Genomic DNA, 21,889 nt, shown 5'->3' with positions numbered 1-21,889 from the left:
GGGGTTGTCAATTAGGGGGTTAACACCAGGGAAGATGATTATGAATTCGGCGAATATTATCAATGCAGGTATTTCAGAACCGGGCAAAAATTCGGTGATTGTAATTACCAGTCTGAATCATGACTTTGGTCATGGAAATTTAAAAAAGCAGGTTTTGTTTGATATTAATTTGGATATTAAATCGGGAGAAATTGTGATTATGACTGGGCCTTCAGGGTCAGGAAAAACTACCCTTTTGACCTTGGTAGGGGCTTTGCGATCGCCTCAATTCGGCAGTTTAAAAATATTAAATCAAGAACTTTGTGGGGCTAAGGATAATCAGTTAGTAATGATTCGCCGAAAAATCGGCTATATTTTCCAAGCCCATAACCTTCACCGTAGTTTAACAGCTTTACAAAATGTGAGGATGGGTTTAGAAATGCACGGCACTTTTTCCCCAGAGGAAATGCACCACCATGCTGCTGAAATATTAACAGAAGTTGGACTAGGCGATCGCCTTAATTATTACCCAGAAGACCTATCTGGGGGACAAAAACAACGGGTAGCTATTGCTAGGGCTTTAGTTAGCCATCCCCCTCTTGTTTTAGCCGATGAACCCACCGCCGCCCTCGATAGTAAATCGGGACGGGAGGTAGTTAATCTCATGCAAAAACTAGCTAAAGAACAGGGTTGTACTATCTTATTAGTTACCCATGATAACCGAATTTTAGATATCGCCGATCGCATTGTTACCATGGAAGACGGAAAGCTAACCTCTAGTCTCCGTTAACTGTTATTCCCCGTCATAATTAGTTTCTAAAGCTAATAATTCTGACCGCCGCTGACTCAGTTGAAATTCCAAAGATTCAATTTCCGCTAATAACTGTTGACGGCGTTTTTCTACCGACTGGGTTTGACTATTAAAATAGGCTTCTATTGGCGGCCATAATTCAATCGCCCAGTCGCGGCTGGCGGTTTTCATTTCATGAATTACTTTCACCGTCCCGTCAGGTTCCAACACAAAGAGGGTATATAAGCGATCGCAATTTCCCCGTTTTCGCCTTCCTTTTTGACAATAAAGATATAATCCCGGAACCTGTAAAGCTGATTGGTCAATTTGACTGACAAAAGGTCCCTCAATCGAATAACCATCAGTCTGACTGCGGTCTATTCCTTCTACTAATTTACACCAATTACCTAATTTAGGATTAAGGCAACTTTCCCAAAATCCTGGGGCGGTTAAAAATGCCTCTCTTAAATTAACTAAAATTGACGAACCCATATAATTATATCACTCGCAAATATTGACATCTAACTATAATCAACCCTACCGGAATTGAGCCTATTTAACTGGGACACAAGTTTGATAAAATTCTTCTAATCCCTCAATACATTTTAAATCATTATACAGACGAAATCGACGGTTTTTGATTTTCTGTTTAATGGCGGTTCTGGTTTCATGGTCTAACCCTAATTTTACCGCAATTTCTATATATTCGCTTTCGGAATAGGCGATGGTTTCGGTAACTCCTAAGCGCCGTAAAATCCCCGCTGACTGGCGACTTCTCATGATTGTACCCTCATGAGTGACTAGGGGTAAATTAGCAGCGATCGCATCTAAGGTAGTCGCAAATCCGGTAAACTGAAACGTATCTAAACCCACATCAGCCAAACTCTGTAATTGCAGATATTCGGCATAATTTAAACGGGGCAAAAATAGACAGTAATCTTCCCCCGACAAACCCAATTTGTCAAAAGCAGCATACAGACGCTTTTGGAATTTGGCGGTAACTTCCTGATACCAATGGGAGATAAATACAAATTTAGATTGATGTACCCGTTGGGCAATTTTACCATAAATATCATCATATTGGGGTAAATATTTAAACAGAGACTGACAGGATAAATAGATGATATCATGGGCGGATATCTGCCAATCTGACCGAGATTTTTCTAAGGGGGGAAATGATGGCTGGTCTAGGTAAATCCCTAAATTAGGTAAACAAATTAAATGTTCGTTGTAGTAAGTTTCGGCGTGAGCAGGTTCCAGCAATTCAGCGGAGATAAAATAATCGATAGTTGGTAATCCTGTAGTGGCTGGATGTCCCCAGGTAGCACAATAAATAGGGGCGAGTTTTAGTCCGGCTATTTGTAGGGTTTGCGGACACATTCCCAACTCTAAAAATACCAGAATATCCAGGCGATCGCTATAAATTTGTTGGCTGACTTGTTCAATGTTATTATAGATATGATAAAATCCCTCCGAATATTGTTGATATAAATCCGTAATCTGATCCGCTTCCTGTCCGGTATAATAACAGTAGACCTGAAACTTTTGGCGATCGCTATTTTTCACCCATCCTAAAAATAGATTACCCACCGTGTGCCATTGTAAAAACGAACAGATATAACCAACTCGAATTTTATCAGATTTTGCCCTGCGTCTAGGGGGCGGTGCTTCTCGCCATTGGGGATAGTGGGCGACCATTACCCGATGTAAAAAATTCCCATATTGGCGCTGTAAGTTTTTTTCAGACAAACCACCTTTAAATAACTGTTCATCTCCCTGATATTGCAGATAAAAATTTGTCCCTTCTCCCACAGCCTGGAGGGTAGCATTATCAAAAATAGAGGTTTCCTCAATAATGGCGTTGAGGTCTTTAGCAAACCCTTGTCGAGAGGCGAAAATTTCCGCAGTAGTATTGTAAATAATCGGCAATAATCGCAATTTGGCAAACTTGAGATAAATCTGATCAGGAAAATTATTAACAGCCACAGTCGCCATAGTTATAGCTTCCGCAATTTCGCCGATTTCTGACAATGATAAAATCAAGTTAACATAAAGTTCCACAACTTGAGGGAATTCATCAATTAAACCGCGATAGATAGCCGCTGCATAATTATATTGATTTAGCCGTTGATAACAGTTAGCCAGGTTTACCTTAACTTCCAGATTAATAGATGATTCGTACTCTTGACAATTTGCCAAATACTGATTATAGTAATTAATAGCTGTTTGATAGTCACAACTATAAGAGGCTGACAATCCTAGATAATAATAGCCTTGGGGTTCATTTCCTAGGGCTAACCAAGCCAACCCTAGGGCTGAAAGAATTTCCGGGGTGCTGGTGTATTCAAGGGCTTTTTCATAGGTGTTTATAGCCTGTTGTGGTTGATTTTGCAACAACAATAAAGCACCATAGCCCAAGTAAGCATTAGTCAGACCTGGACAAATAGCGATCGCTTTTTGATATTCAGACTCCGCCGCCGCCAACCGTCCCGACTCCAGGAATTGCGACCCTAACTGACAATGAAAAGTCGCCAACTCAACATCAGGAGAAATTATTTGATCCGTCATGATTGGTCTCAGTGATGAAGCCCCCCTGGAGGGGGGGGACAGATAACCCACAGTAGAATTGCTAGATCTGCTGGTTAGGGGGATAGGCGGAGCCCCCCCCAGGAGACCGACGGAGACTGGAATTAGGACGGATAGGCTGAGAACCTCTAGGGGAAGGACTCGGACTGGTGTTAGGGCGGATAGGCTGAGAACCGACCGGAAAGGGACGATTAGCCTCAACCCTTCGATTGGTGGTCTTTTCCGGGGATTTAGCCACATTCTGATGCAGTTGGCGATCGCTATTTTCCAGGGCGGCGGTCATAGCTGGAATCAGGGCTGATTCAATCTTACCGAGGGCGAAAGCCGCTTTGGTGCGAACTTGCATATCTGCGTCCGTAAGTGCCTTAGTGAGGGCAGGAACTGCCGGAGAACCGATGCGCCGCAGGGCGATAGCCGCGCTAATCCTCACCTCCTCATCACTATCCTTGAGGGCAGCAATTAACTGAGGGACCGCCGGGGCTGCTTCTTTTCCCAGAGTTCCCAAGGCAAAAGTTGCCCCTTCCCTGACCGCCTTATCTTCATGGTTGAGGGCTTCGATAAAATCAGCGATCGCCGTTTTTTGGATCTGATCAGAAGCAGGCCCCAATTGCTGAAGCGCAACAGCCACATCCATTCTCACCGCCGGGTCTGGGTCTTTTAGGTGAGATAGCAAAGCGGCGATCGCGTGGGAGTCCTGTAAACCCATTACCCCCAAACCATAGGCCGCGCTGCGACGGATAGCCGGGTCTGGGTCTTCTAAGGCTTCCACCAAAACCGGAACCACAGTAGACCCCATTTGTTTTAACACTTTCACCGCCGCTAGTCGATGTTGTCGGTTATCGCTACCGAGTTCCTGAATTTTAGTAATTACCTCTGCTGTAGCTGTCGCCTGGGTGGCGGTTGTTCCCATTAATAACAGCATCGCCGAAAAACAAAACCGGACTATTTTGGGGGATGTAAAAACGCTGGGCTTGGCATGGTTATCCATATAAAACACCTGATTTGAGGACTTTGGGGGTTGACTCTCATCAATTCACGAGACTTCCCAAGTTAGATGCCATTTTAACCCATTTTAGATGAAAATAAAATCGATATCCAACAGCAACCGTCGCGGCAGGTTGCCATCGTTAATCAGAACCCCCAGAAAATCTCCGTTTTCCAGCTCAAGAATAATGTCATTTAAGCCGTTACCATTGACATCATTTTGGCTGGGGCGCAAATCGGGGCGATCGCGTTCTAAACTCAATTCATCAATGCGAGTTCCCACCGGGACAGCAATTTTATCACCAAAAAACGGATTATTGACCACATTAAAACCGCGAATTTCATCAACATCTCGCAGTTGTGAACTCCTATGTATGGGGTCTAAGAAATAGGTATCATCACCCTCACCACCGATCAGGGTATTGCGACCCGCGCCTCCGTAGAGAAAATCATTACCCAAATCTCCAAATAAGAGATTATCGCCATCATTTCCCCGGATCGTGTCATTTCCCTGACCGCCATAAATGGTATCATTTCCCGGACCACCCTCTAATAAATCATCCCCTAAATTTCCAAATAAGAGATCATTACCGGGTCCACCATACAAGAAATCATCTCCTTGCCCCCCGAACAGTGTATCATTATTGCTTCCCCCACTAATGGTATCATTGCCTTGGTTGCCATTGACCAGTAAGGGTTCGGTAATGTGACCTGCTTGGAGGCTATCATTTCCTGCTAGTAATAAAATCCCATCAGGAAACGGTAAAGACTGACCTGGAGTTGCAAAAATTATATCATCTCCAGGGGAACCCAATAAAGCATTAACTCCGAATATACCTAAGTTAGCGCTAGGGGTGAGAAAGCTGGTCATAATTGGGGACTCCTTTTCAAAACCATATCTGCTTAAACTTTACCAAGTTTATTGACAAAATCTTGATAGATTTGTTTCCCGTGAGGTGAGAGGGACTGATGATTGATGTAACTGGTCAGGTTTAATGTAGTTTTTGCCTGATGTTTAAGGGCAAAAAATCATAGTCTGGGTGAGAGGAAACCTTGGCAAAAAAGTGAAGATCTGTATCTGTCCCTTCCCGGATATTTTGATAGGTTTTTTGATGCTGATGTAGCCGAAAATAAGATAAAGTTTCATCAATAAAACCCACCTGATATTCTGCCATAATTCGCCACCATAAATCCAAATCAACTAATTGGTTTAAATGGGGGTCAAATCCTCCTAAGCGATCGCATACTTCCCGACGGAGTAAAACCGTAGTGGGTTCGCCAATTTTATTAATGGGATGTTCAAATAATCGCGGGTCTGACAATAAATCTCTACCCCATTGCACAGGTTTTAATTGAGACCAACCCGCCGCCAAATCCTGGAAATCCTGATAAACCATGATTAGATATGGGTCACTTTCTGCCCCTTGGTTAAAAAACATTTCTCGCCGGGAAAATACTAAGGATATTTCCGGGTAAGTTTCAGCCAAGCCAACCATTTTTTCTAGGCATTCTGGAGCCAACAAATCATCTTGAAATAGGAACTTAATATATTTACCCTGAGCCTGAGTAATACAATGATTACAATTCCCCGCAATTCCCCGCTGATTCTGATTAGTAATTACTCGAATTTCCAGAGATGAATTTTCCCTAAAAAAATTAGCGATCGCCACAGTTTCATCTGTCGAACCATCATCAGAAATAATCAACTCAATTCCGGGATAAGTTTGATATAAAACAGTAGAAATAGCCTCAGCCACAAACCTCTCCCCATTGTAGGTGGGAATACACACACTAACTAAGGGAGTGTCTATGGTGACTTCCCGGCTATCATACATGACCAAATCCTAACAATTAATTACCATATATTTCCCAACCAGGAGAACCATCAACCCCCTCTCATAGAGGCGAAGGAATAGCAGCAGCTATCATCCAACAGAGAGGCAGTTAAAGTTACAGCGTTTAATTATGGTTAAATATCCCCATAATAAGCCGTCACAAAATCGCGTCATCTCTGCTGAAAATAGCCAGTTTTTTTAAGTCAATATCATCTATAAACGAGCCCGAGTAGCATAAGGTCCTCGGCGGAGTGCTTTAGCCAACTCATCATTATTTTCCCGGAGTCCTTCATAAAAGAATAAAACCTCCCCTTTCACGCCGCGATGTCGGTTGTAGTCAATAGACTTTAAAAGTTCATCGGCACTAATTCGGTAGGACCCCACTTTAATCAAAACTCCTGGGGACAATTTAGGCAATTGCCAATCTCGGAATTGAACATCAACCAACTGATCAACCAACCCCTTATAGCTCCAAAAATTGCGGCGGTAAAGTTGCGGGTGAATCATATCTACCAAATCGCGGTCAATCCAAGCAATATAATCCTGGAGGTATTCATTTAATCCCCAACTATAAACACTAGGAGACATAGAAACAATCAAATTGGGTTTAATAGCCTTAACCTCTCGTTTAATCCGCGCCAGAAAATCGGTGAGAATATTAGCGCGCCACTGTAGCCATTGAGAGTCCTTATGATGTAGGGGAGGTTGACGGCCAAACTCTTTGACATAACGCTGCACCGTTTGCTGATCATATCCCCCTTCCGAAGGTAAGGCGGGGAGTCTATCATCGCCTTGAATGCCATCAATATTATATTTACGGACGACCTCCAAAATCAGACTCATAATAAAGTCCTGAACTTCGCTATCAAAGGCATTCATCCACTCAAAGCCATTTTTCACCACCATACCCCCCTGGGAATTAATCGCCGACCAGTTAGGTTTTTGGTTAAGGATGCGGCCCCCATTCTGTTGATAGGAACTAGCAAACCCATACTCAAACCAGGGTATCACCTTGAGTCCGACGCGATGGGCTTCCTCAATCACTTCGGCGAGAGGGTCACGTCCGCGAACATAAAAATCAATCTCAACGCCAAATTTTTGGCTCATCACCTGAGATTTATAGAGAGTGACCCCTTTATTCCAAACCACTGGAAACACGACATTAAAGCCTGTGTCGGCTAAAAAGTCCATTGCTTCAGCAATAGTTGCCCTAGAGTAGAGAACCCTGCTATCAGTAGTAGTTAGCCAAATCCCACGAACTTCCATAGTCCCTCCGGTTGCCAGTAACTTGGTTTTCATATTGAGGATTTTCGGGGAATGAACCCCCTAATCCGTAGACTGTTCCCCATTTCTCAAATTGATTTGAGTGCCAGTCTTGCTCAGTATATCCCTCAGCTATTATCTTTAGTTAAGGGGCAATTTTAACAATGTATAGCAGCAAACAGGGAATAGGGAACAGGGAATAGGGGCCCAAAAGAGTCCACCTCCCAGGTTTCAGGACAGTGGATGTCCTAAATGTTCTGGCTGCTGCTGCATCAAAGTTAATAGCATAAATCGACTAATTCCCCAGATGGGTGCTCCTGTCTTAGGTTCAATCAGAGTTTGACCTGGGTATTGGGGTAAGGAATACACACTTTATGGGAGTTGCAAGGGATCCGTCCGCTGTAGGTTGGCGATGGGTTAAGGGTTTTCCCAATCATCAGCCAAATGTGTTGTTAGCTAAAATCATCAAATCCTGGATTATTGAGGCGATCGCCTATCCCCATAACCACCACGATGGGGATCAGTTTTGGCGAGTATATCTTCTCCTGTCATCTAAGACTTCCGAACCCTGGCACCTTGATTTAGTCCTAGTATCTTTAGCTTCCCAGGAACATTATGGGATGGTGGCTGGTGATACAAGCTGAATGGGGGCAATTAGCTAAAGCCTTCTGAGGCGGTCAGCAGGTAGCCTGTGGGTATCGACTCCGGGGCGAGTAGATCTTTTTGTTGTTAACCATCAGTTCACCCGCATATTCTATGAGCTTTTTCGGTTGGAGTTCATGGAAAATATCCCTTTTCAATTTCTATTCCAATAGAGTTAGTCAATTATTCCTTTTGTATGAGCAAGCCTAAAACGGTTACTGTTAATAAACTTTTAACTCGATATGCCCAAGGGGAGCGAAACTTTAGCGATATCTCCCTAATGGCAGCAATTTTCAATGAAGTTACCCTAAATCGGATCAACTTGAGCGGGGCGAATTTGGCAGAAGCCCTGATGGTTCATACCCGCTTGATTGGTGCGAACCTGAGTAGATCTCAGTTGAGTTATGCGGATCTATCAATGGCGGTTTTGATTGATGCGAATTTGACCGGGGCTACTATGACGGAAACAGTTTTGCATCAAGCTGACCTGAGTGGGGCGAGTTTGAGCGGGGCGATTTTGTCTCAGGTTAATTTAACAGGGGTTAACCTCACCGGAGCAAGTTTGATTGGAACTTGTCTGCTGAATGGTTCTCAACTGACTGATGCTATTTTGGTTGGGGCGACCCTGACTCGATCTGTTCTCAGTGGGGCGCACATGACGGGAGCTAATTTAAACCGCTCTATTCTTAGTGAGATAGATTTGAGTGGGGCGAATTTAACGGGGGCTACTCTGATCCGGGTTCACTTAAATCAAGGAAATTTGAGTGGGGCGAATTTGACGGGGGCTGATTTGAGTGAGTCAGTTATACAAAATAGTAATTTCTGTATTGCCAATTTGACGGGGGCGAATTTGACGGGGGCGAATTTGACGGGGGCTAACCTCAATGGCGCGAATTTGACGGGGGCGAATTTGACGCGGGCGAATTTGACGGGGGCTAACCTCAATGGCTTAACGTTACAATCCGCTGATCTACGGTTGGCTAATCTCAGTAAAGCTGATTTACGGGGGGCGAATTTAACGGGGGCGAATTTGGCGGGGGCTAACTTGTTAGAAGCTGATCTGCGCTTGGCTAACCTGACTGATGCTAATCTTTGTGGTGCTGGACTGCTACTGACTTCACTACGGGGGGCGAATTTGGCGGGGGCTAACCTGAATCAGGCGAATCTGATTGGGGCGAGTTTGAGTGTGGCTAATTTGGATGATACTACTATGGAAGGAACTATTCTTCCTAATGGGGCTACCCACCAATAGCTCGATCGCCTTCTCCTAGAGGAGAGGTCCGGGGGCGGCTTCGGGGAACTGCCCAGGCGCGCCCCTAGGCGATCGCCGTATCTCAGAGTTAAGAGGGATTAAGAGGGAACGACAGGATTTTGTAATGGTGCGATCGCAATTTAACTGATGTGATAGACTGAAAAAGTTTGAGACCATTTAAGGGTGGAGGTAAAACCGCGCAGCATGAAACAATTGGGAACCCATCTGGTCATTGACGCTTGGCATTGTCCTGCAGATATTTTAAATGACCCTGAACGTATCCGCACTGCTATACTCGATGCAGTCACCGCAGGGGAAGCGACCCTGATTGACTTTTGTGTGCATCAATTTAGCCCCCACGGGGTGACGGCAACAGCTACCTTGGCTGAATCACACATTGCTATTCACACCTGGCCTGAGTATGGCTATTTTGCGGCTGATCTGTTTTTCTGTGGCCGTGGTAATCCTCACAAAGCTGCTGAACATTTGGAAACTGCACTACAAGCGGGTGAGGTCAATAGACGTGAGTTTGAGCGCGGTTTTGAACCTTCAGTCAGTCTTGATACTTCCTCGGTTAGTGTTTCTGAAACCTCACCAGCCACTAATTTGACGGCTTTCCCAGAAACCAGTTTTGCTGGTCGTTAGACGATCGCCACCTAGAAAATTCCACGATCTTTAGTCATCTGCGATCGTGGAATTTGGGTCTGATTTGGGTCTGATTGTCCGGTTCATCAACGATTAGCGCCCTTGTTGCTGCAACAGGGGACGAACTACCCAATAGCCCATACCAAAGGCGGCTACTACAATTAGGGCGATGGAAACAATTAGCCAGACCCCACTTAATTCGCCTCTATCGGGTCTTGATGCGGGTCGCAGTCGTCCTTCTGGTTCCTCGGTAAATTGGGGCGGCGGGATGTCTGGCCCGTCGCTGGTTGGGGGAAAGACTAGATCTGGTTGGGGAGTCTCGGTTGTCGGCTGTTCATAAAAGTTCGGTGGCGGCGAGACGGGATTAACACTAAAGCTAGGATTGACAGGGGGAACTCCCATCGATGGGATCTGGTTTTTCCCTTGGACTGATTCAACGGCTAGATAGAATTGATTGGCCGCCTGAACTACATGATTAAGTTCTTGGCGCAAATTTTGATTTTCTTCGAGAAGTTGTTGATTTTGGGTTCTCAGGGAATTGATTAGGTTTTGAGACCCCTGTAATTCCGCTGTCACCTCTCGATATAGGGATATGGGGACTGAGGGTGAATAACTACTATTTCCGCCTTCGGGTGGGGTGGGGTTGGAGGCTGTAGAATTTTGTATAGGATTTGACATGGCTGTTATGGATAAACTTTGGGGTATGATCAACGGGATTAGTTAAATGGCGATCGCCTTGATGATATTGCTATTAGACCAACCACGGGTCATTTAGTCAAGGAAATGGGCGATCGCAATTGGTTGTTCATTGTTGAGCCAAATATGAGTAACTCCCAGGTAAAATCCTCTGAGACTGAATCGGTTACTAATACAGAACTTAAATATGGTGAGAGACAGATTACTGAGGGACAGTTAATCACCTTCCCCAATCCCCGACCCGGACGCAGCTATCAAATTAACATAGTGTTACCGGAGTTTACCTGTAAGTGTCCGTTTTCTGGATATCCAGATTTTGCCACCATTGATTTAACCTATGTGCCTGATCAGTCGGTGGTAGAGTTAAAGTCCATCAAGCTCTATATTAACAGTTATCGCGATCGCTACATATCCCATGAGGAATCAGTTAACCAGATCCTTGATGACTTTGTAGCCGCCTGTGACCCCCTGTCAGTTCACATCAAAGGCGACTTTAACCCCAGAGGTAATGTTCACACCGTCGTTGAGGTGCATCATCATAAACAACATCCCGAAAGTTAATCAATTTTCCTTCTCATGAATCCCAGCAAATGCTATAATTATAGCTTGTGTCGAATTCCAGCCATTTCATGCCCAAACTCAAAACTCGTAAATCAGCCGCTAGGCGCTTTAAGGTAACGGGAAGCGGCAAACTCGCACGCCGCAAGGCTTTTAAGAGTCACCTGCTACAACACAAAAGTGCAACTCGCAAGCGCCGTTTGTCAAAAACGGCTATTGTCGATGAGCGCGATGCAGAAAACGTGCGTCTAATGATGCCGTATTTGTAACGTTATAGTTCGATCAACTCAATTTTAAGGAAAAACAACAATGACACGAGTTAAACGTGGTAATGTTGCCCGTAAACGTCGCAAAAAAATTCTGAAACTTGCCAAAGGATTTCGCGGCTCTCAATCCAAAAATTTCCGAATTGCTAATCAGCGGGTTATGCAGGCGCTGCGTAACGCCTATCGGGATAGAAAGAAACGCAAGCGCGACTTCCGCCGCCTGTGGATTACCCGGATTAATGCCGCTGCTAGAGTTCACGGCATCAGTTATAGTCAACTGATGGGAAATTTGAAAAAAGCTGACATTGAAATCAATCGCAAGATGCTGGCGGAAATGGCAGTTCTTGACCCAGATACCTTTGAAAAAGTGGTCGCTAAAGCTGCTCAAGCTCAATCCTAGGGGATTTTAACTTGGTAAACTTTGAACGAAGGATGGAGATAATTCTATCCTTCTTCAAGGTAGGATAAAATTGGTAATTTAAGATTAAAAATGGATAGTAATCTCGCAGTTGTTTATCTGGTATTACTGCTGGTTTTTTTGTCGGGTTCTGGCTTTTTTATTGTGCGTCAGATTTTCCGAACTCGCGAAGTTGAGAGTAAGATGTCGCAATTGCAACAGGAGCTTTCTCAGGGTAAAGGAACAGCTCAGGAATATTACCAATTAGGCTGTATTTATAATGATAAAAATTTGTATTCTCAGGCGATCGCTGTTTTGCAAAAAGCTCTGAAAGCAGTAGAGGAAGAGGAGTCGCCGGAGAACATAGCCATGATTTATAATGCCTTGGGTTATGCTCACTTTGCTAAGGAAGAATACGATATCGCGATTCGTAATTATAAGGAAGCATTAAAGCTAACTCCTGAATATGCGACGGCTTGCAATAATCTAGGTTATGCTTACGAACGCAAAAAGCTGACTTCTCAGGCTTTAGAAGCCTACGAAAAGTCTCTGAGTTTAGAACCTAATAATCAAATTGCTAAACGTCGCGCTGAGTCTTTACGGAAACGATTAGGTATTCCCACTTCGGAAACTGCTCAATAACATTCCCCGACCCTCCCCTGGGTGAAGAGGAGGGTTGATGAAAGCTAAGTGATTAGCTAACGGGTACACTTTTCTAAGGCGGCTTGTGTGGTGGCTACATAGGCGGAGTCGCGACCATAGAGACTTTGGAGAATTTCCAGGGTTTCTTCAACTAAAATCAATGAGTTGATGGTATTTAACCAGGCGATGTCTCCTTCGGGTACGATCATGCCGTAGAACTCACAGGTTAGCGGTTGTTGGGGGATTATGGCATAGTCTTGAGGGTTAATATCTGCTTGGCGCAACACTTCCCCAATTAGCAATAAACCATCACTGGCGAAGGCGTTGATTTCCCGATTAAGAACATCGCGCACGGCATCGGCGCGGCCTGATGTGCCATGATATTGCACGATTTGAGCTAGGGAATAACGACTGCTGATAAATCGCTGGGTAAGGGTGTTAGGAAGTACACCAATAATGATGTTTTCCATGGCACCATCTGGGTTGATTAAGGTTTGATTATCTGCGGCAACTAATAGGTGATTTCCTGTGGCGATAAAGCGATCGGAATAGACTATCCCAGGTGGAGGGGTGCGGGTGACAGTGTTGGGGCCACATTCTAGGTGGACGGTTCCATCAGCGACGATAGACTCCCGATTTTCGAGGGTGGACTGTAGCAGTTGGACTTGGACGGGTTGATTAAGTTGTAGTTGTTGGGTGAGGCGACTAGCTAGAAGTTCCATGAGTTGGATACAGTACCCTTCCCATTCTCCAGTTTCTGGAGACAGATAACCCAAGGGAGCGGCATCTTGTCTAACTCCGGCTTTGAGAATACCTGTTCTTCTGATGTCTTCGAGGACGGTTCCGGCGATCGCATTTAGGGGAAATAGGCTACACAGAGTTAGGGTCAGCAAAACCCGGATGATATTTCTCATAAAATCAATGTAGTGGACATTTGTTAACAGAAGTTCACTCAGAAATATAGCTTACCCTGTGTTCAAGCAGGAATTATTAGAGGGGAGAGTGGGGATTTTGAACTGTCATCAGGGGATGTTAGGGTCGATCATAGTTATGGCACAAACTGAATTAATCTCACCCTATAGATTTTATCAGCTCTGCCAGGAGTTTTGTCTAAAAACGGGTACCAATAAGTTATACTTTGGGGAACCGATCGCCTCTTATTTAGACCCTGATAGAGGCTTGGGGGTATCCGAAATTAGGGCGTTTCTGGATGGCTTGGCAATTTATGTCCGGCTGATTAACACCACTAATTTTACTGTTAATTTTTGGATAAATTGTCTTGATAAAGACTCGGAAAAATCGATAAATATCACTGCTAAAATTATCGGTTGTGGGATGGTGGGTAGAGTGGCAAAAATCACCATAAATGGGGCAGAACCGATAGCATTTAAAGCATTTTTTGACCCCGATTTTATATGGGTTCATGGTCCCTGGGGTGAAATTCCGGTGGGGATTCGTTTAAAATATTGTGGGGTAACAAAAGATATGGCTGAGTTTTTATTTGCGAGTAAAAATTGGGTGGTGAGTGAGTGGATTGATGATGAGAAATCGAGGTTATGTAATCGCGAAGGTTTAACATATCAAGAATTTGCGGAGAAAGAAGGGTTGACTAAACTCAACCCCTTAAACTTAAATAACTATAGCCTTGAGGGTATCCGACTTGATCCGGGTGGCATTCAAAAAGAGTATCGCGGTCGGCGTTTGGTCGATTTGTATCGAGGGATTTGGTTTTATTTACGCAAAATCCGCCGAGATGAATGGAGGGGAATTTATGTGATCGCCAATCAGTTGTTGATGGGGATAATACAACACAGTCGCAGAATCCCCAATTCCTAACTATCGTCCATCAGGAGATTGCATAATTCGGAGAATTTCCGCTTGAATGCGCTCTCGGAATCGGCTATCAGATTGTTGATGGCGGGTGATTTCATTAAAGCGACTAACAGTTAATCCTTTGCTTTCAATAATGCGTTTGGCTTGGTCACAGTAGCTAACCGCAATTTGGGGAGCATTTCCAGGTAGCATATTAATGCTAGTCGGCTCGTCACAGAGAATGCGCGGCACTTGTCCGACAATTCTTTTAATTTCCTCAACCGCCTGATGCCGTCTGGATTCTAGTGCGATCGCTGCTTGAGCGTAGCTGGTAATCTCCTGATTAGTAAAGGTAGGATTTCCGGCTCTAGCGGTCGTGCTAAAACTCGCGGTTAGGGATGGAGCCGTTAAATTAGGAACCCACCCCGTCACCAGTCCGACACTAGATAAAATAGTGATGGCAGTGGACTGAATGAGTAGCCGATGTAAATGCCCATGATGTAGTAGTTTCATAGTAGTTGGTTACTCCGTAAAGTAATAAATAAATAACACAAATTCCCCTAAAATGCTTAGGGGAGTAATATAGAATTAGTTGCCGTTACTACGCTGTTGACGAAGTAACTCTGCCTGAATTTGCCGTTGCAGTTGTGGGTTATCTTGTTGTAATCGAGTAATCTCGTTAAATCGATTAATGGTTAGATTGTGCTGTTCAATAAAATCTTTAGCCAGATTGCAATAATTAACGGCGATCGCCCTTAAATCTCGATTCAAGCTATTAATACGGCGGCGATCGCTACAGATCACCTCTGGAACCGTACCCCCTGCAATTCCCCTAATCTCATCATAGGCCTGTTTGCGCCTAGGTTCAATCAATAAAACGGCACGGGCATAATTGCGAATTTCATCATCAGTAATATTAGGGCTTTGCTGTGCGTGAGCGAAAGTCCCTGACCGACCTGTAGGGGATAACAAGTCCGGGACCACTCCGCTAAGGACTCCAAACACCGCGAAAATACCGACCAAAAGTGTTTGTAACCCTTTTCGGCTCATGGGATTATAGACAGAAGCCAGCCAAGAATTCATATATCCGCGTCTCCAAGTAGCAACAAGCATTAATCACCCCTCACTCAGGGGAAATTGTATTTAGACATAGCCAACACCTGCCCCATAATTCTAAGAATCCGAACAGGATCAGGCTATAACACAGCATAATTATTTTGAATTATTTTGTAGATCAGAAGTTCCTCAAATATGCAGAAACTAAATGGTGTCGTCGCAGCCGGCCATCAAGAAACCGCACTGGCTGGGTTAGCAATGTTCCCCCTGGGGGGTAATGCTTTTGATGCAGCCGTCGCGTCCATGCTGGCTGCTTGTGTGGCTGAACCGGGGTTAACTTCCCTAGGTGGGGGAGGTTTCCTGTTGGCTCACACCCACACCAATCAGAATATTTTATTTGATTTCTTTACACAAACACCAAGCATTAAACAATCAAAAAGTCAAGTAGATTTTTACCCGGTTGATGTCAATTTTGGTGGCAGTGTTCAGGAATTTCATATTGGTTTGGGTTCTATGGCCGTTCCGGGTGTGGCGGCTGGGGTGTTTAAGGTTCACCAGACCCTAGGAAAACTGCCTTTAAAGGTAGTGGCTGAACCCGCGATTAATTTGGCTAAAAATGGTTTAGAAATTAATACTTTCCAAGCCTATACTTTTAACCCGATTCTCTCGTCCATTTTATTGAGTTCCCCCGAAGGTCGGGAAATTTATGCTCCCCAAGGCTCGATTCTCCAAGCTGGTGAACGAATAGTTATGAAAAATCTAGCGAATACTCTGGAATATCTGGTGCAACAGGGATTTGAGGAGTTTTATCAGGGGGAAATTGCTCGGCAATTGGTGGCTGATTGTCAGCAGGGGGGTGGCTATTTGACTGAGGAAGATTTGAGACGGTATCGGGTGATTGAACGCCAACCGTTAAGAATTGGTTATCGGGGAAAACAGATTTTGACTAATCCGCCTCCCAGTTCCGGGGGAACGCTGATTGGCTTGGGGTTGGAACTGCTGTCGGGAATTGAAGTTGCTAATCTGGAGTTTGGTAGTTGTCGGCATCTCCGTATGTTAGCGGATGTAATGAGATTAACTAATACTGTTAGAAAACAGGGGTTTGACGATCGCCTTCATGAACAGAATATGGCTGCTGAGTTCCTGTCCCCAGAACATCTACAACCCTATCTACAAGAATTACAGGAGACGGTGAATAAGTGGGGGAGTACGACTCATATTAGTGTTGTGGATAGTGAGGGGAATGCGGCTAGTGTTACTACTTCTAACGGGGAGGGGTCGGGTTATATGATTCCGGGGACCGGGATTATGATTAATAATATGTTGGGTGAGGAAGATTTGAACCCCCACGGCTTCCACGAGTGGCGGGAAAATGTGCGACTATCCTCGATGATGGCTCCTACTTTGATTTTAGATGGCGATCGTTTAGAGATGGTGATCGGGTCTGGCGGGTCTAATCGTATTCGCACCGCCATTTTGCAAGTAATCTCCAATTATCTCGATTTTGGGATGTCCTTAGCCGCCGCCGTTAATCGTCCCCGTGTCCATTGGGAGAATTATCGTTTTGATATCGAACCCGGTTTTAATCAAACCGAGATTAATCATCTGCAACTTGCGGACCATAGCGAAATTGTCCAATGGGGGGAACGGAATATGTTTTTTGGTGGAGTTAATGGAGTCGCCACTAATGCTGATGGGACTATTTTAGGAACTGGGGATATCCGACGCAGTGGCGTGAGTTTAGCGATTTAGGGCAATTTATAAGCAAAACTTATGGGTATCATCAGTTTTATCAGATTAAATATATAACTAAATAGTCATAAAACCCTTGACATATATGAGTTAAGTGTGAGATATTACAGACACGGTAGAAAAACAACTACCGGATATGTACCTCGAAAACTCAATAACGCAATCATATTTGATATGACCACTACCTTACAGCAACGGGAAAATCTCAATGTTTGGGAACAGTTTTGCACTTGGGTAACATCTACCAATAACCGCCTTTATGTAGGTTGGTTTGGTATTGTGATGATCCCTACCTTGCTAACTGCCACCATCTGTTTTGTGTTAGCTTTTGTAGCTGCACCTCCTGTGGATATTGACGGCATCCGCGAACCCGTTTCCGGTTCTCTGTTGTACGGCAATAACATCATCACCGCCGCTGTTGTACCCAGTTCTAATGCGATTGGGTTGCACTTTTATCCCATCTGGGAAGCGGCAAATATTGATGAATGGCTTTATAACGGCGGCCCCTACCAGTTGATTGTTTTCCACTTCCTAATCGGCATTTTTTGCTATATGGGTCGTGAGTGGGAACTGTCTTATCGGTTAGGAATGCGTCCTTGGATTGCTGTTGCTTATAGCGCTCCTGTAGCTGCTGCGACGGCGGTACTGTTAGTTTATTCTATCGGTCAAGGTTCTTTTTCTGATGGTTTACCGCTGGGGATTTCTGGCACATTTAACTTTATGTTAGTGCTGCAAGCAGAGCATAATGTTTTAATGCACCCCTTCCATATGCTGGGAGTAGCTGGTGTCTTTGGTGGCGCTCTTTTCTCAGCTATGCACGGTTCTCTGGTGACATCTTCTTTAGTACGTGAAACCACTGAAATTGAAAGCCAAAACCGGGGTTATCGCTTTGGACAAGAAGAAGAAACTTATAACATTGTAGCTGCTCACGGTTACTTTGGTCGTTTGATTTTCCAGTATGCTTCTTTTAACAACAGTCGCGCTTTACACTTTTTCTTAGGTGCATGGCCTGTTGTTGGCATCTGGTTTGCATCTTTAGCAGTAGCTTGTTTTGCTTTCAACCTGAATGGGTTTAATTTTAACCACTCGGTTTTAGATTCCCAGGGTAAAGTCCTAAATACTTGGGCTGATGTGATTAATCGCGCTAATTTAGGCATTGAAGCTATGCACGAACGTAACGTTCACAACTTCCCGTTAGATTTGGCTTCTACTGAGTCTACACCTGTCAATTTAGTTGCTCCTAACATCGGCTAATTTGTAGCTAATTTGTAGGTAAAAAAACAAAGCGTCTCCCCAATTGGGGTGGCGCTTTTTTTGTGTAAAAATTAACTGAAATTAAAATAACTAGAGTGCAATGCTTTCTAGTAATACCCACTGGCGATGGTTGATAATCATTTCGCTGACAAATTCAAACATTTGGCGACAGTGATTATCAGGCTGTAGGGGTAATTCTTCATTTTTAAAAACCACAGTCATTTTGGTTTCTGTGTCTGTGGAGGTGGCTGTATCAAATACTACCTCTACAGTGACTAATTGAGGTATGGAAACTTGACCGATCGCCTCCCTAGCAATAAGTGAACTGGGGGTTTGATAAATCAGATCAAGGTTGCAAGATTCCATAATATCTATTAATATTTCTCTGGCATCTTCAATATTGATAGCAATCACAAAAAAAGCCGTATAACGAGCCATCGAAAAACTCCCGATAATTTCCAAGTTTAATTAATACCAATAAGCAGGTTACAGCCTGTTCAGAAATCATCTGATCACCTCTCAAAGTCCCTCTCCCTCTCTGGGATCCAGATTTAGGGTGAGGGCAATCGACTGGTGAACAAGCTGTAGTGCTATATTGACTAACTGTTTTTATGGTTCCCTGATAGAGATACTGGCATTTCTGGTACACAACCCTAGAGATGGGTGATTAAGCCGGGATTATTATAGCGCTTCGGGTGTGGCTTAGTAAAAACTCCCCACCAGATTTGCTCAAATTTTCGGATTTTGATTAACGAAACTGCCATAATATGCGATGACTGAATCAGATCTAGGGAGGTTCTAAATACAAAAATGGCGGGAAAACTAATTGTATTTGAAGGTATAGAAGGATGCGGTAAAACTACGCAAATACAGCAAATTCAGCCGTGGTTAGCCGATCGCTTGTCGTTAAACCATTCTTCCGGGGGGAAACTCCACCAACGGGGGGTTCAAGTGACGCGGGAACCGGGGGGAACCCAGTTAGGTCAGCATTTGCGGGATTTACTACTTCACCATGATATCAGGGAACCTCTGAGCGATCGCAGTGAGTTATTATTATATGCGGCGGACCGCGCACAACATATCGAAACTCTGATTAAACCGCTGTTAGACCAGGGGACGATTATTTTATGCGATCGCTTTACCGACTCTACCCTAGCTTATCAGGGATATGGTCGGGGACTAGATTTGCAGCAAATTCATCAAATTAACCAGATCGCGACTGGGGGTGTTGTGCCGGACTTGACTCTGTGGTTAAATGTTCCTGTAGAAGCAGGACTGACCCGGATTAAGGCTAGAAAAAAAGTCGATCGCATTGAACAGGCTGATCTAGAATTTCACTATCGGGTTGCTGAGGGATTTGCGACTCTAGCCAAAATGTATCCCCAGCGGATTGTCCCTATTGATGGAAATGGCGATCGCGATCGTGTTACCCAACAAATCCAAAATATACTCAACCAAAAACTCCTAGAATGGGGGTTAATCTCAAATAATTATGGATGCGTTTAGCGATTTAATTGGACAACCTCAAGCGATCGAACTTCTGAGCCGAGTTATTGCCCAAAATCGGATCGCTCCCGCTTATTTATTCGTCGGGATACCCGGAGTAGGTCGTAGTTTAGCCGCTCAATATTTTATTGAATTATTATTGCAGAAAGGTCGCAAAAATCTGCTAAATTCATCCGAGGAAGACGCACACAAACAATCTATTAAACATCGAGTTAAGATGAGAAATCATCCCGATTTACTTTGGGTAGAACCCACCTATTTACACCAAGGAAAATTGCTGTCAGCAGCCGAAGCCGCCGCCTCTGGTCTCAAACGTCGCGCACCGCCACAAATTCGCCTTGATCAAGTCCGAGAAATTAGTCAGTTTGTCAGCCGTCCAGCTTTGGAGTCTCTGCGGTCTGTGGTGGTTTTAGAGGCGGCGGAAACTATGGCTGAGGGAGCGGCTAATGGTTTATTAAAAACCCTAGAGGAACCGGGTAAATCCGTGTTAATTTTAATTGCTCCCAGTGTGGATTCATTGTTATCTACCTTGGTTTCTCGCTGTGCCAAAATCCCTTTTTTTAGACTGTCAAATACTGATATAATTCAGATATTAACTCAAAAGGGTTATGGTGAAATTTGCCGTCATGCTGAGATCATGGCAATGGCGCAGGGTAGTCCCGGACAAGCGATCGCCTGTTGGGAACAATTACAAACTATTCCACCGGAACTATTAGCCAAAGTGAAAAAACTCCCCCAAAGTTTACGAGAATCTCTCGAATTAGCCGCAGAAATTAGCCGCTCTCTTGACACTCAGGCTCAGTTATGGTTAGTGGATTATCTGCAACATTCCTATTGGGAACAATACCATAATCCGGGGGTTAACGGTAACAATAGCCTAGCCATTCCCGGATTACTTCACCAGTTAGAACAGGCGAGAAAACATCTGCTGGCTTACGTTCAACCTCGCTTAGTCTGGGAGTGTACCCTAATGGCGATCGCCAATATTTAACCATGATTTCACCCAGTCATCAGCAGCAGTTATCAATAATTACAAAATCCCTCCTAAAATACTTTTGAGGTCATCAAAAATACCGATCGCCGCATTTAAACCGGTGCTAGTAGTATCTGCTGCATCAACCATAGTATCTTTAGTCGTCACCACCGTATCACTGGTTTGGTCGATGATATTACTAATTTGTTCCATCATATCCTTTAAACGGTTAGCAGCATCCAACAACTCCTCAATTCTACCCTGTTGAGATTCCGTAATTTCCTCAATTGTATCTTCAGCCGTTTTTTCCGCCACTTCCTGTAAGTTTTGTACCTTGTCTGTTACCCCCTCAACAATTTCATTAACCTGTTGCGTAAATTCGCTCAACACATCTTTCAGTTCAGGAATAGTTGTCCCGATAAAAGTTTCAAAATCGCCACTCCGTTCCTCAATTTCTGACTGGTGAGTTTCGATATCACTTTTCACCTCTTCAGCTATAAACTCTTGAGTTTCCGATAAGTTTTGTTCCTGTTCTGTACTCAGTTCCCCCGCCTTTTGCGTCAGAGCATTAAACGATTCTCCTACCTGGTTAATCACCTCAACCAACTCTGGCGTAACCGCTTCAACTCGGTTATAAAAATCAGATAAAGCAGCTTGAGTCTCTTCTAATTCTTGATTAACTTCTTCCTGTGCTGCTTCAATTTTTGACCGTAATTCCCCAAGTTCATTACTAACCGCTTCCCGTTCCGCCGCCAACTCTTCCCTCCCGGTCGCTATTTTTTCTAACAGTTCCTCAGCGCGTTCTTGTAGGCTTGACCAGTCAGTTTCCACTTCTTCCGTTATCGTTTCTAACTGTTGGCGAGAATTATCAATGCGGTCCTCTTCCAAGTCAATTTTTTCTAAAAATTGAGTCATCTTTAAAACCACTTCATTGGCTGCTTGTTCTAAAGTCATTTCTAACTCCTAATTTCCGTAATATCAAATTCTGCTGATTCCCATAT

25 protein-coding genes are annotated in these 21,889 nt (G+C 44.1%); 13 read left to right on the top strand and 12 right to left on the bottom strand.

Annotated features, from left to right (window positions below):
* Nucleotides 1–34: 34 nt before the first annotated feature.
* Complete coding sequence (locus P5683_RS03470) at nt 35–769, top strand: DevA family ABC transporter ATP-binding protein (protein ID WP_008048666.1); 735 nt, start codon at nt 35–37, stop codon at nt 767–769.
* Nucleotides 770–772: 3 nt separating this feature from the next.
* Here P5683_RS03470 and P5683_RS03465 read toward each other — a convergent pair whose 3' ends face one another.
* From P5683_RS03465 to P5683_RS03440, 6 genes are all read right to left on the bottom strand, one after another.
* Nucleotides 773–1,261: a hypothetical protein gene (locus tag P5683_RS03465; protein ID WP_006625021.1), complete on the bottom strand. Its 489-nt coding sequence runs from the start codon at nt 1,259–1,261 to the stop codon at nt 773–775.
* Nucleotides 1,262–1,321: 60 nt separating this feature from the next.
* Complete coding sequence (locus tag P5683_RS03460; RefSeq protein WP_006670804.1) at nt 1,322–3,337, bottom strand: glycosyltransferase family 41 protein; 2,016 nt, start codon at nt 3,335–3,337, stop codon at nt 1,322–1,324.
* Nucleotides 3,338–3,398: 61 nt separating this feature from the next.
* Nucleotides 3,399–4,343 (bottom strand): HEAT repeat domain-containing protein, encoded by a 945-nt coding sequence (locus tag P5683_RS03455; RefSeq protein ID WP_006625019.1) that lies wholly within the window; start codon nt 4,341–4,343, stop codon nt 3,399–3,401.
* An 84-nt stretch (nt 4,344–4,427) separates the two neighbouring features.
* A complete protein-coding gene (locus P5683_RS03450; protein ID WP_315639058.1) occupies nt 4,428–5,210 on the bottom strand; it encodes a calcium-binding protein in 783 nt (260 codons plus the stop codon).
* Nucleotides 5,211–5,331: 121 nt separating this feature from the next.
* On the bottom strand, nt 5,332–6,174 hold the full coding sequence (locus P5683_RS03445) for a glycosyltransferase (RefSeq protein ID WP_006625017.1): 843 nt from the start codon (nt 6,172–6,174) through the stop codon (nt 5,332–5,334).
* A gap of 213 nt (nt 6,175–6,387) precedes the next feature.
* Nucleotides 6,388–7,473, bottom strand: coding sequence for a glycoside hydrolase family 10 protein (locus tag P5683_RS03440; protein ID WP_008048673.1), 1,086 nt, complete (start codon nt 7,471–7,473; stop codon nt 6,388–6,390).
* A gap of 338 nt (nt 7,474–7,811) precedes the next feature.
* Here P5683_RS03440 and P5683_RS03435 point away from each other — a divergent pair, with 338 nt between their 5' ends.
* The 3 genes from P5683_RS03435 to speD all read left to right on the top strand — a co-directional run bounded on the left by P5683_RS03435 (nt 7,812) and on the right by speD (nt 9,976).
* Entirely contained in the window at nt 7,812–8,081 is a 270-nt protein-coding gene (locus P5683_RS03435) for a hypothetical protein (RefSeq protein ID WP_006625014.1), read from the top strand.
* 194 nt (nt 8,082–8,275) lie between these two features.
* Entirely contained in the window at nt 8,276–9,331 is a 1,056-nt protein-coding gene (locus P5683_RS03430; RefSeq protein ID WP_006625013.1) for a pentapeptide repeat-containing protein, read from the top strand.
* 204 nt (nt 9,332–9,535) lie between these two features.
* Nucleotides 9,536–9,976, top strand: a complete 441-nt coding sequence (gene speD / locus P5683_RS03425) for an adenosylmethionine decarboxylase (RefSeq protein WP_006625012.1) — start codon at nt 9,536–9,538, stop codon at nt 9,974–9,976.
* Between the two features lie 93 nt (nt 9,977–10,069).
* On the opposite strand, the gene P5683_RS03420 is transcribed toward speD, so the two are convergent.
* Nucleotides 10,070–10,654 carry a hypothetical protein gene (locus tag P5683_RS03420; RefSeq protein ID WP_315639050.1) on the bottom strand — a complete coding sequence of 195 codons (585 nt, stop codon included), beginning with the start codon at nt 10,652–10,654 and terminating at the stop codon, nt 10,070–10,072.
* A 144-nt stretch (nt 10,655–10,798) separates the two neighbouring features.
* Here P5683_RS03420 and queF point away from each other — a divergent pair, with 144 nt between their 5' ends.
* The 4 genes from queF to P5683_RS03400 all read left to right on the top strand — a co-directional run bounded on the left by queF (nt 10,799) and on the right by P5683_RS03400 (nt 12,535).
* The gene (gene queF / locus P5683_RS03415; protein ID WP_035760159.1) at nt 10,799–11,233 is read left to right on the top strand and encodes a preQ(1) synthase; all 435 of its coding nucleotides are present in this window, start codon (nt 10,799–10,801) and stop codon (nt 11,231–11,233) included.
* A 68-nt stretch (nt 11,234–11,301) separates the two neighbouring features.
* Nucleotides 11,302–11,499, top strand: coding sequence for a 50S ribosomal protein L35 (rpmI, locus tag P5683_RS03410; protein ID WP_006617369.1), 198 nt, complete (start codon nt 11,302–11,304; stop codon nt 11,497–11,499).
* Between the two features lie 40 nt (nt 11,500–11,539).
* Nucleotides 11,540–11,896, top strand: coding sequence for a 50S ribosomal protein L20 (rplT, locus tag P5683_RS03405; protein ID WP_006617370.1), 357 nt, complete (start codon nt 11,540–11,542; stop codon nt 11,894–11,896).
* 90 nt (nt 11,897–11,986) lie between these two features.
* On the top strand, nt 11,987–12,535 hold the full coding sequence (locus P5683_RS03400) for a tetratricopeptide repeat protein (protein WP_315639041.1): 549 nt from the start codon (nt 11,987–11,989) through the stop codon (nt 12,533–12,535).
* 56 nt (nt 12,536–12,591) lie between these two features.
* On the opposite strand, the gene P5683_RS03395 is transcribed toward P5683_RS03400, so the two are convergent.
* Nucleotides 12,592–13,449, bottom strand: coding sequence for a transporter substrate-binding domain-containing protein (locus tag P5683_RS03395; RefSeq protein ID WP_190490199.1), 858 nt, complete (start codon nt 13,447–13,449; stop codon nt 12,592–12,594).
* Nucleotides 13,450–13,585: 136 nt separating this feature from the next.
* Between P5683_RS03395 and P5683_RS03390 the strand changes: the two genes are divergently transcribed.
* Complete coding sequence (locus tag P5683_RS03390) at nt 13,586–14,371, top strand: hypothetical protein (RefSeq protein ID WP_315639037.1); 786 nt, start codon at nt 13,586–13,588, stop codon at nt 14,369–14,371.
* Here the strand turns inward: P5683_RS03390 and P5683_RS03385 are convergent, their stop codons facing one another.
* Nucleotides 14,372–14,860: a DUF4168 domain-containing protein gene (locus P5683_RS03385; RefSeq protein ID WP_062945992.1), complete on the bottom strand. Its 489-nt coding sequence runs from the start codon at nt 14,858–14,860 to the stop codon at nt 14,372–14,374. It abuts the gene before it with no gap.
* 75 nt (nt 14,861–14,935) lie between these two features.
* Complete coding sequence (locus tag P5683_RS03380) at nt 14,936–15,430, bottom strand: DUF4168 domain-containing protein (protein WP_046319295.1); 495 nt, start codon at nt 15,428–15,430, stop codon at nt 14,936–14,938.
* A 168-nt stretch (nt 15,431–15,598) separates the two neighbouring features.
* Here P5683_RS03380 and ggt point away from each other — a divergent pair, with 168 nt between their 5' ends.
* Together ggt and psbA are read left to right on the top strand one after the other, a co-directional pair.
* Nucleotides 15,599–17,155 carry a gamma-glutamyltransferase gene (gene ggt / locus P5683_RS03375; RefSeq protein WP_315639032.1) on the top strand — a complete coding sequence of 519 codons (1,557 nt, stop codon included), beginning with the start codon at nt 15,599–15,601 and terminating at the stop codon, nt 17,153–17,155.
* A 174-nt stretch (nt 17,156–17,329) separates the two neighbouring features.
* Nucleotides 17,330–18,409: a photosystem II q(b) protein gene (psbA, locus tag P5683_RS03370; RefSeq protein ID WP_315639030.1), complete on the top strand. Its 1,080-nt coding sequence runs from the start codon at nt 17,330–17,332 to the stop codon at nt 18,407–18,409.
* A 90-nt stretch (nt 18,410–18,499) separates the two neighbouring features.
* Here the strand turns inward: psbA and P5683_RS03365 are convergent, their stop codons facing one another.
* The gene (locus tag P5683_RS03365; RefSeq protein ID WP_315639028.1) at nt 18,500–18,847 is read right to left on the bottom strand and encodes a hypothetical protein; all 348 of its coding nucleotides are present in this window, start codon (nt 18,845–18,847) and stop codon (nt 18,500–18,502) included.
* Nucleotides 18,848–19,219: 372 nt separating this feature from the next.
* On the opposite strand from P5683_RS03365, the gene tmk reads away from it, so the two are divergent.
* On the top strand, nt 19,220–19,915 hold the full coding sequence (tmk, locus tag P5683_RS03360; RefSeq protein ID WP_006624998.1) for a dTMP kinase: 696 nt from the start codon (nt 19,220–19,222) through the stop codon (nt 19,913–19,915).
* The gene (locus P5683_RS03355) at nt 19,902–20,906 is read left to right on the top strand and encodes a DNA polymerase III subunit delta' (RefSeq protein WP_006670647.1); all 1,005 of its coding nucleotides are present in this window, start codon (nt 19,902–19,904) and stop codon (nt 20,904–20,906) included. The genes tmk and P5683_RS03355 overlap by 14 nt, the downstream gene beginning before the upstream one ends.
* Before the next feature lie 39 nt (nt 20,907–20,945).
* Here P5683_RS03355 and P5683_RS03350 read toward each other — a convergent pair whose 3' ends face one another.
* A complete protein-coding gene (locus tag P5683_RS03350) occupies nt 20,946–21,842 on the bottom strand; it encodes a hypothetical protein (RefSeq protein WP_006624996.1) in 897 nt (298 codons plus the stop codon).
* Between the last annotated feature and the right edge of the window lie 47 nt (nt 21,843–21,889).

Source organism: Limnospira sp. PMC 1279.21, from assembly GCF_032349615.1.
GTDB lineage: Bacteria > Cyanobacteriota > Cyanobacteriia > Cyanobacteriales > Microcoleaceae > Limnospira > Limnospira fusiformis.
This window is presented reverse-complemented; position numbering and strand designations above follow the sequence as displayed.

Bases quoted from the DNA above. Each gene is read 5' to 3' on its own strand.
- P5683_RS03470 (WP_008048666.1), top strand. From the start codon at position 35: ATGATTATGAATTCGGCGAATATTATCAATGCAGGTATTTCAGAACCG.
- P5683_RS03465 (WP_006625021.1), bottom strand. From the start codon at position 1,261: ATGGGTTCGTCAATTTTAGTTAATTTAAGAGAGGCATTTTTAACCGCC.
- P5683_RS03460 (WP_006670804.1), bottom strand. From the start codon at position 3,337: ATGACGGATCAAATAATTTCTCCTGATGTTGAGTTGGCGACTTTTCAT.
- P5683_RS03455 (WP_006625019.1), bottom strand. From the start codon at position 4,343: ATGGATAACCATGCCAAGCCCAGCGTTTTTACATCCCCCAAAATAGTC.
- P5683_RS03450 (WP_315639058.1), bottom strand. From the start codon at position 5,210: ATGACCAGCTTTCTCACCCCTAGCGCTAACTTAGGTATATTCGGAGTT.
- P5683_RS03445 (WP_006625017.1), bottom strand. From the start codon at position 6,174: ATGTATGATAGCCGGGAAGTCACCATAGACACTCCCTTAGTTAGTGTG.
- P5683_RS03440 (WP_008048673.1), bottom strand. From the start codon at position 7,473: ATGAAAACCAAGTTACTGGCAACCGGAGGGACTATGGAAGTTCGTGGG.
- P5683_RS03435 (WP_006625014.1), top strand. From the start codon at position 7,812: ATGGGAGTTGCAAGGGATCCGTCCGCTGTAGGTTGGCGATGGGTTAAG.
- P5683_RS03430 (WP_006625013.1), top strand. From the start codon at position 8,276: ATGAGCAAGCCTAAAACGGTTACTGTTAATAAACTTTTAACTCGATAT.
- speD (WP_006625012.1), top strand. From the start codon at position 9,536: ATGAAACAATTGGGAACCCATCTGGTCATTGACGCTTGGCATTGTCCT.
- P5683_RS03420 (WP_315639050.1), bottom strand. From the start codon at position 10,654: ATGTCAAATCCTATACAAAATTCTACAGCCTCCAACCCCACCCCACCC.
- queF (WP_035760159.1), top strand. From the start codon at position 10,799: ATGAGTAACTCCCAGGTAAAATCCTCTGAGACTGAATCGGTTACTAAT.
- rpmI (WP_006617369.1), top strand. From the start codon at position 11,302: ATGCCCAAACTCAAAACTCGTAAATCAGCCGCTAGGCGCTTTAAGGTA.
- rplT (WP_006617370.1), top strand. From the start codon at position 11,540: ATGACACGAGTTAAACGTGGTAATGTTGCCCGTAAACGTCGCAAAAAA.
- P5683_RS03400 (WP_315639041.1), top strand. From the start codon at position 11,987: ATGGATAGTAATCTCGCAGTTGTTTATCTGGTATTACTGCTGGTTTTT.
- P5683_RS03395 (WP_190490199.1), bottom strand. From the start codon at position 13,449: ATGAGAAATATCATCCGGGTTTTGCTGACCCTAACTCTGTGTAGCCTA.
- P5683_RS03390 (WP_315639037.1), top strand. From the start codon at position 13,586: ATGGCACAAACTGAATTAATCTCACCCTATAGATTTTATCAGCTCTGC.
- P5683_RS03385 (WP_062945992.1), bottom strand. From the start codon at position 14,860: ATGAAACTACTACATCATGGGCATTTACATCGGCTACTCATTCAGTCC.
- P5683_RS03380 (WP_046319295.1), bottom strand. From the start codon at position 15,430: ATGAATTCTTGGCTGGCTTCTGTCTATAATCCCATGAGCCGAAAAGGG.
- ggt (WP_315639032.1), top strand. From the start codon at position 15,599: ATGCAGAAACTAAATGGTGTCGTCGCAGCCGGCCATCAAGAAACCGCA.
- psbA (WP_315639030.1), top strand. From the start codon at position 17,330: ATGACCACTACCTTACAGCAACGGGAAAATCTCAATGTTTGGGAACAG.
- P5683_RS03365 (WP_315639028.1), bottom strand. From the start codon at position 18,847: ATGGCTCGTTATACGGCTTTTTTTGTGATTGCTATCAATATTGAAGAT.
- tmk (WP_006624998.1), top strand. From the start codon at position 19,220: ATGGCGGGAAAACTAATTGTATTTGAAGGTATAGAAGGATGCGGTAAA.
- P5683_RS03355 (WP_006670647.1), top strand. From the start codon at position 19,902: ATGGATGCGTTTAGCGATTTAATTGGACAACCTCAAGCGATCGAACTT.
- P5683_RS03350 (WP_006624996.1), bottom strand. From the start codon at position 21,842: ATGACTTTAGAACAAGCAGCCAATGAAGTGGTTTTAAAGATGACTCAA.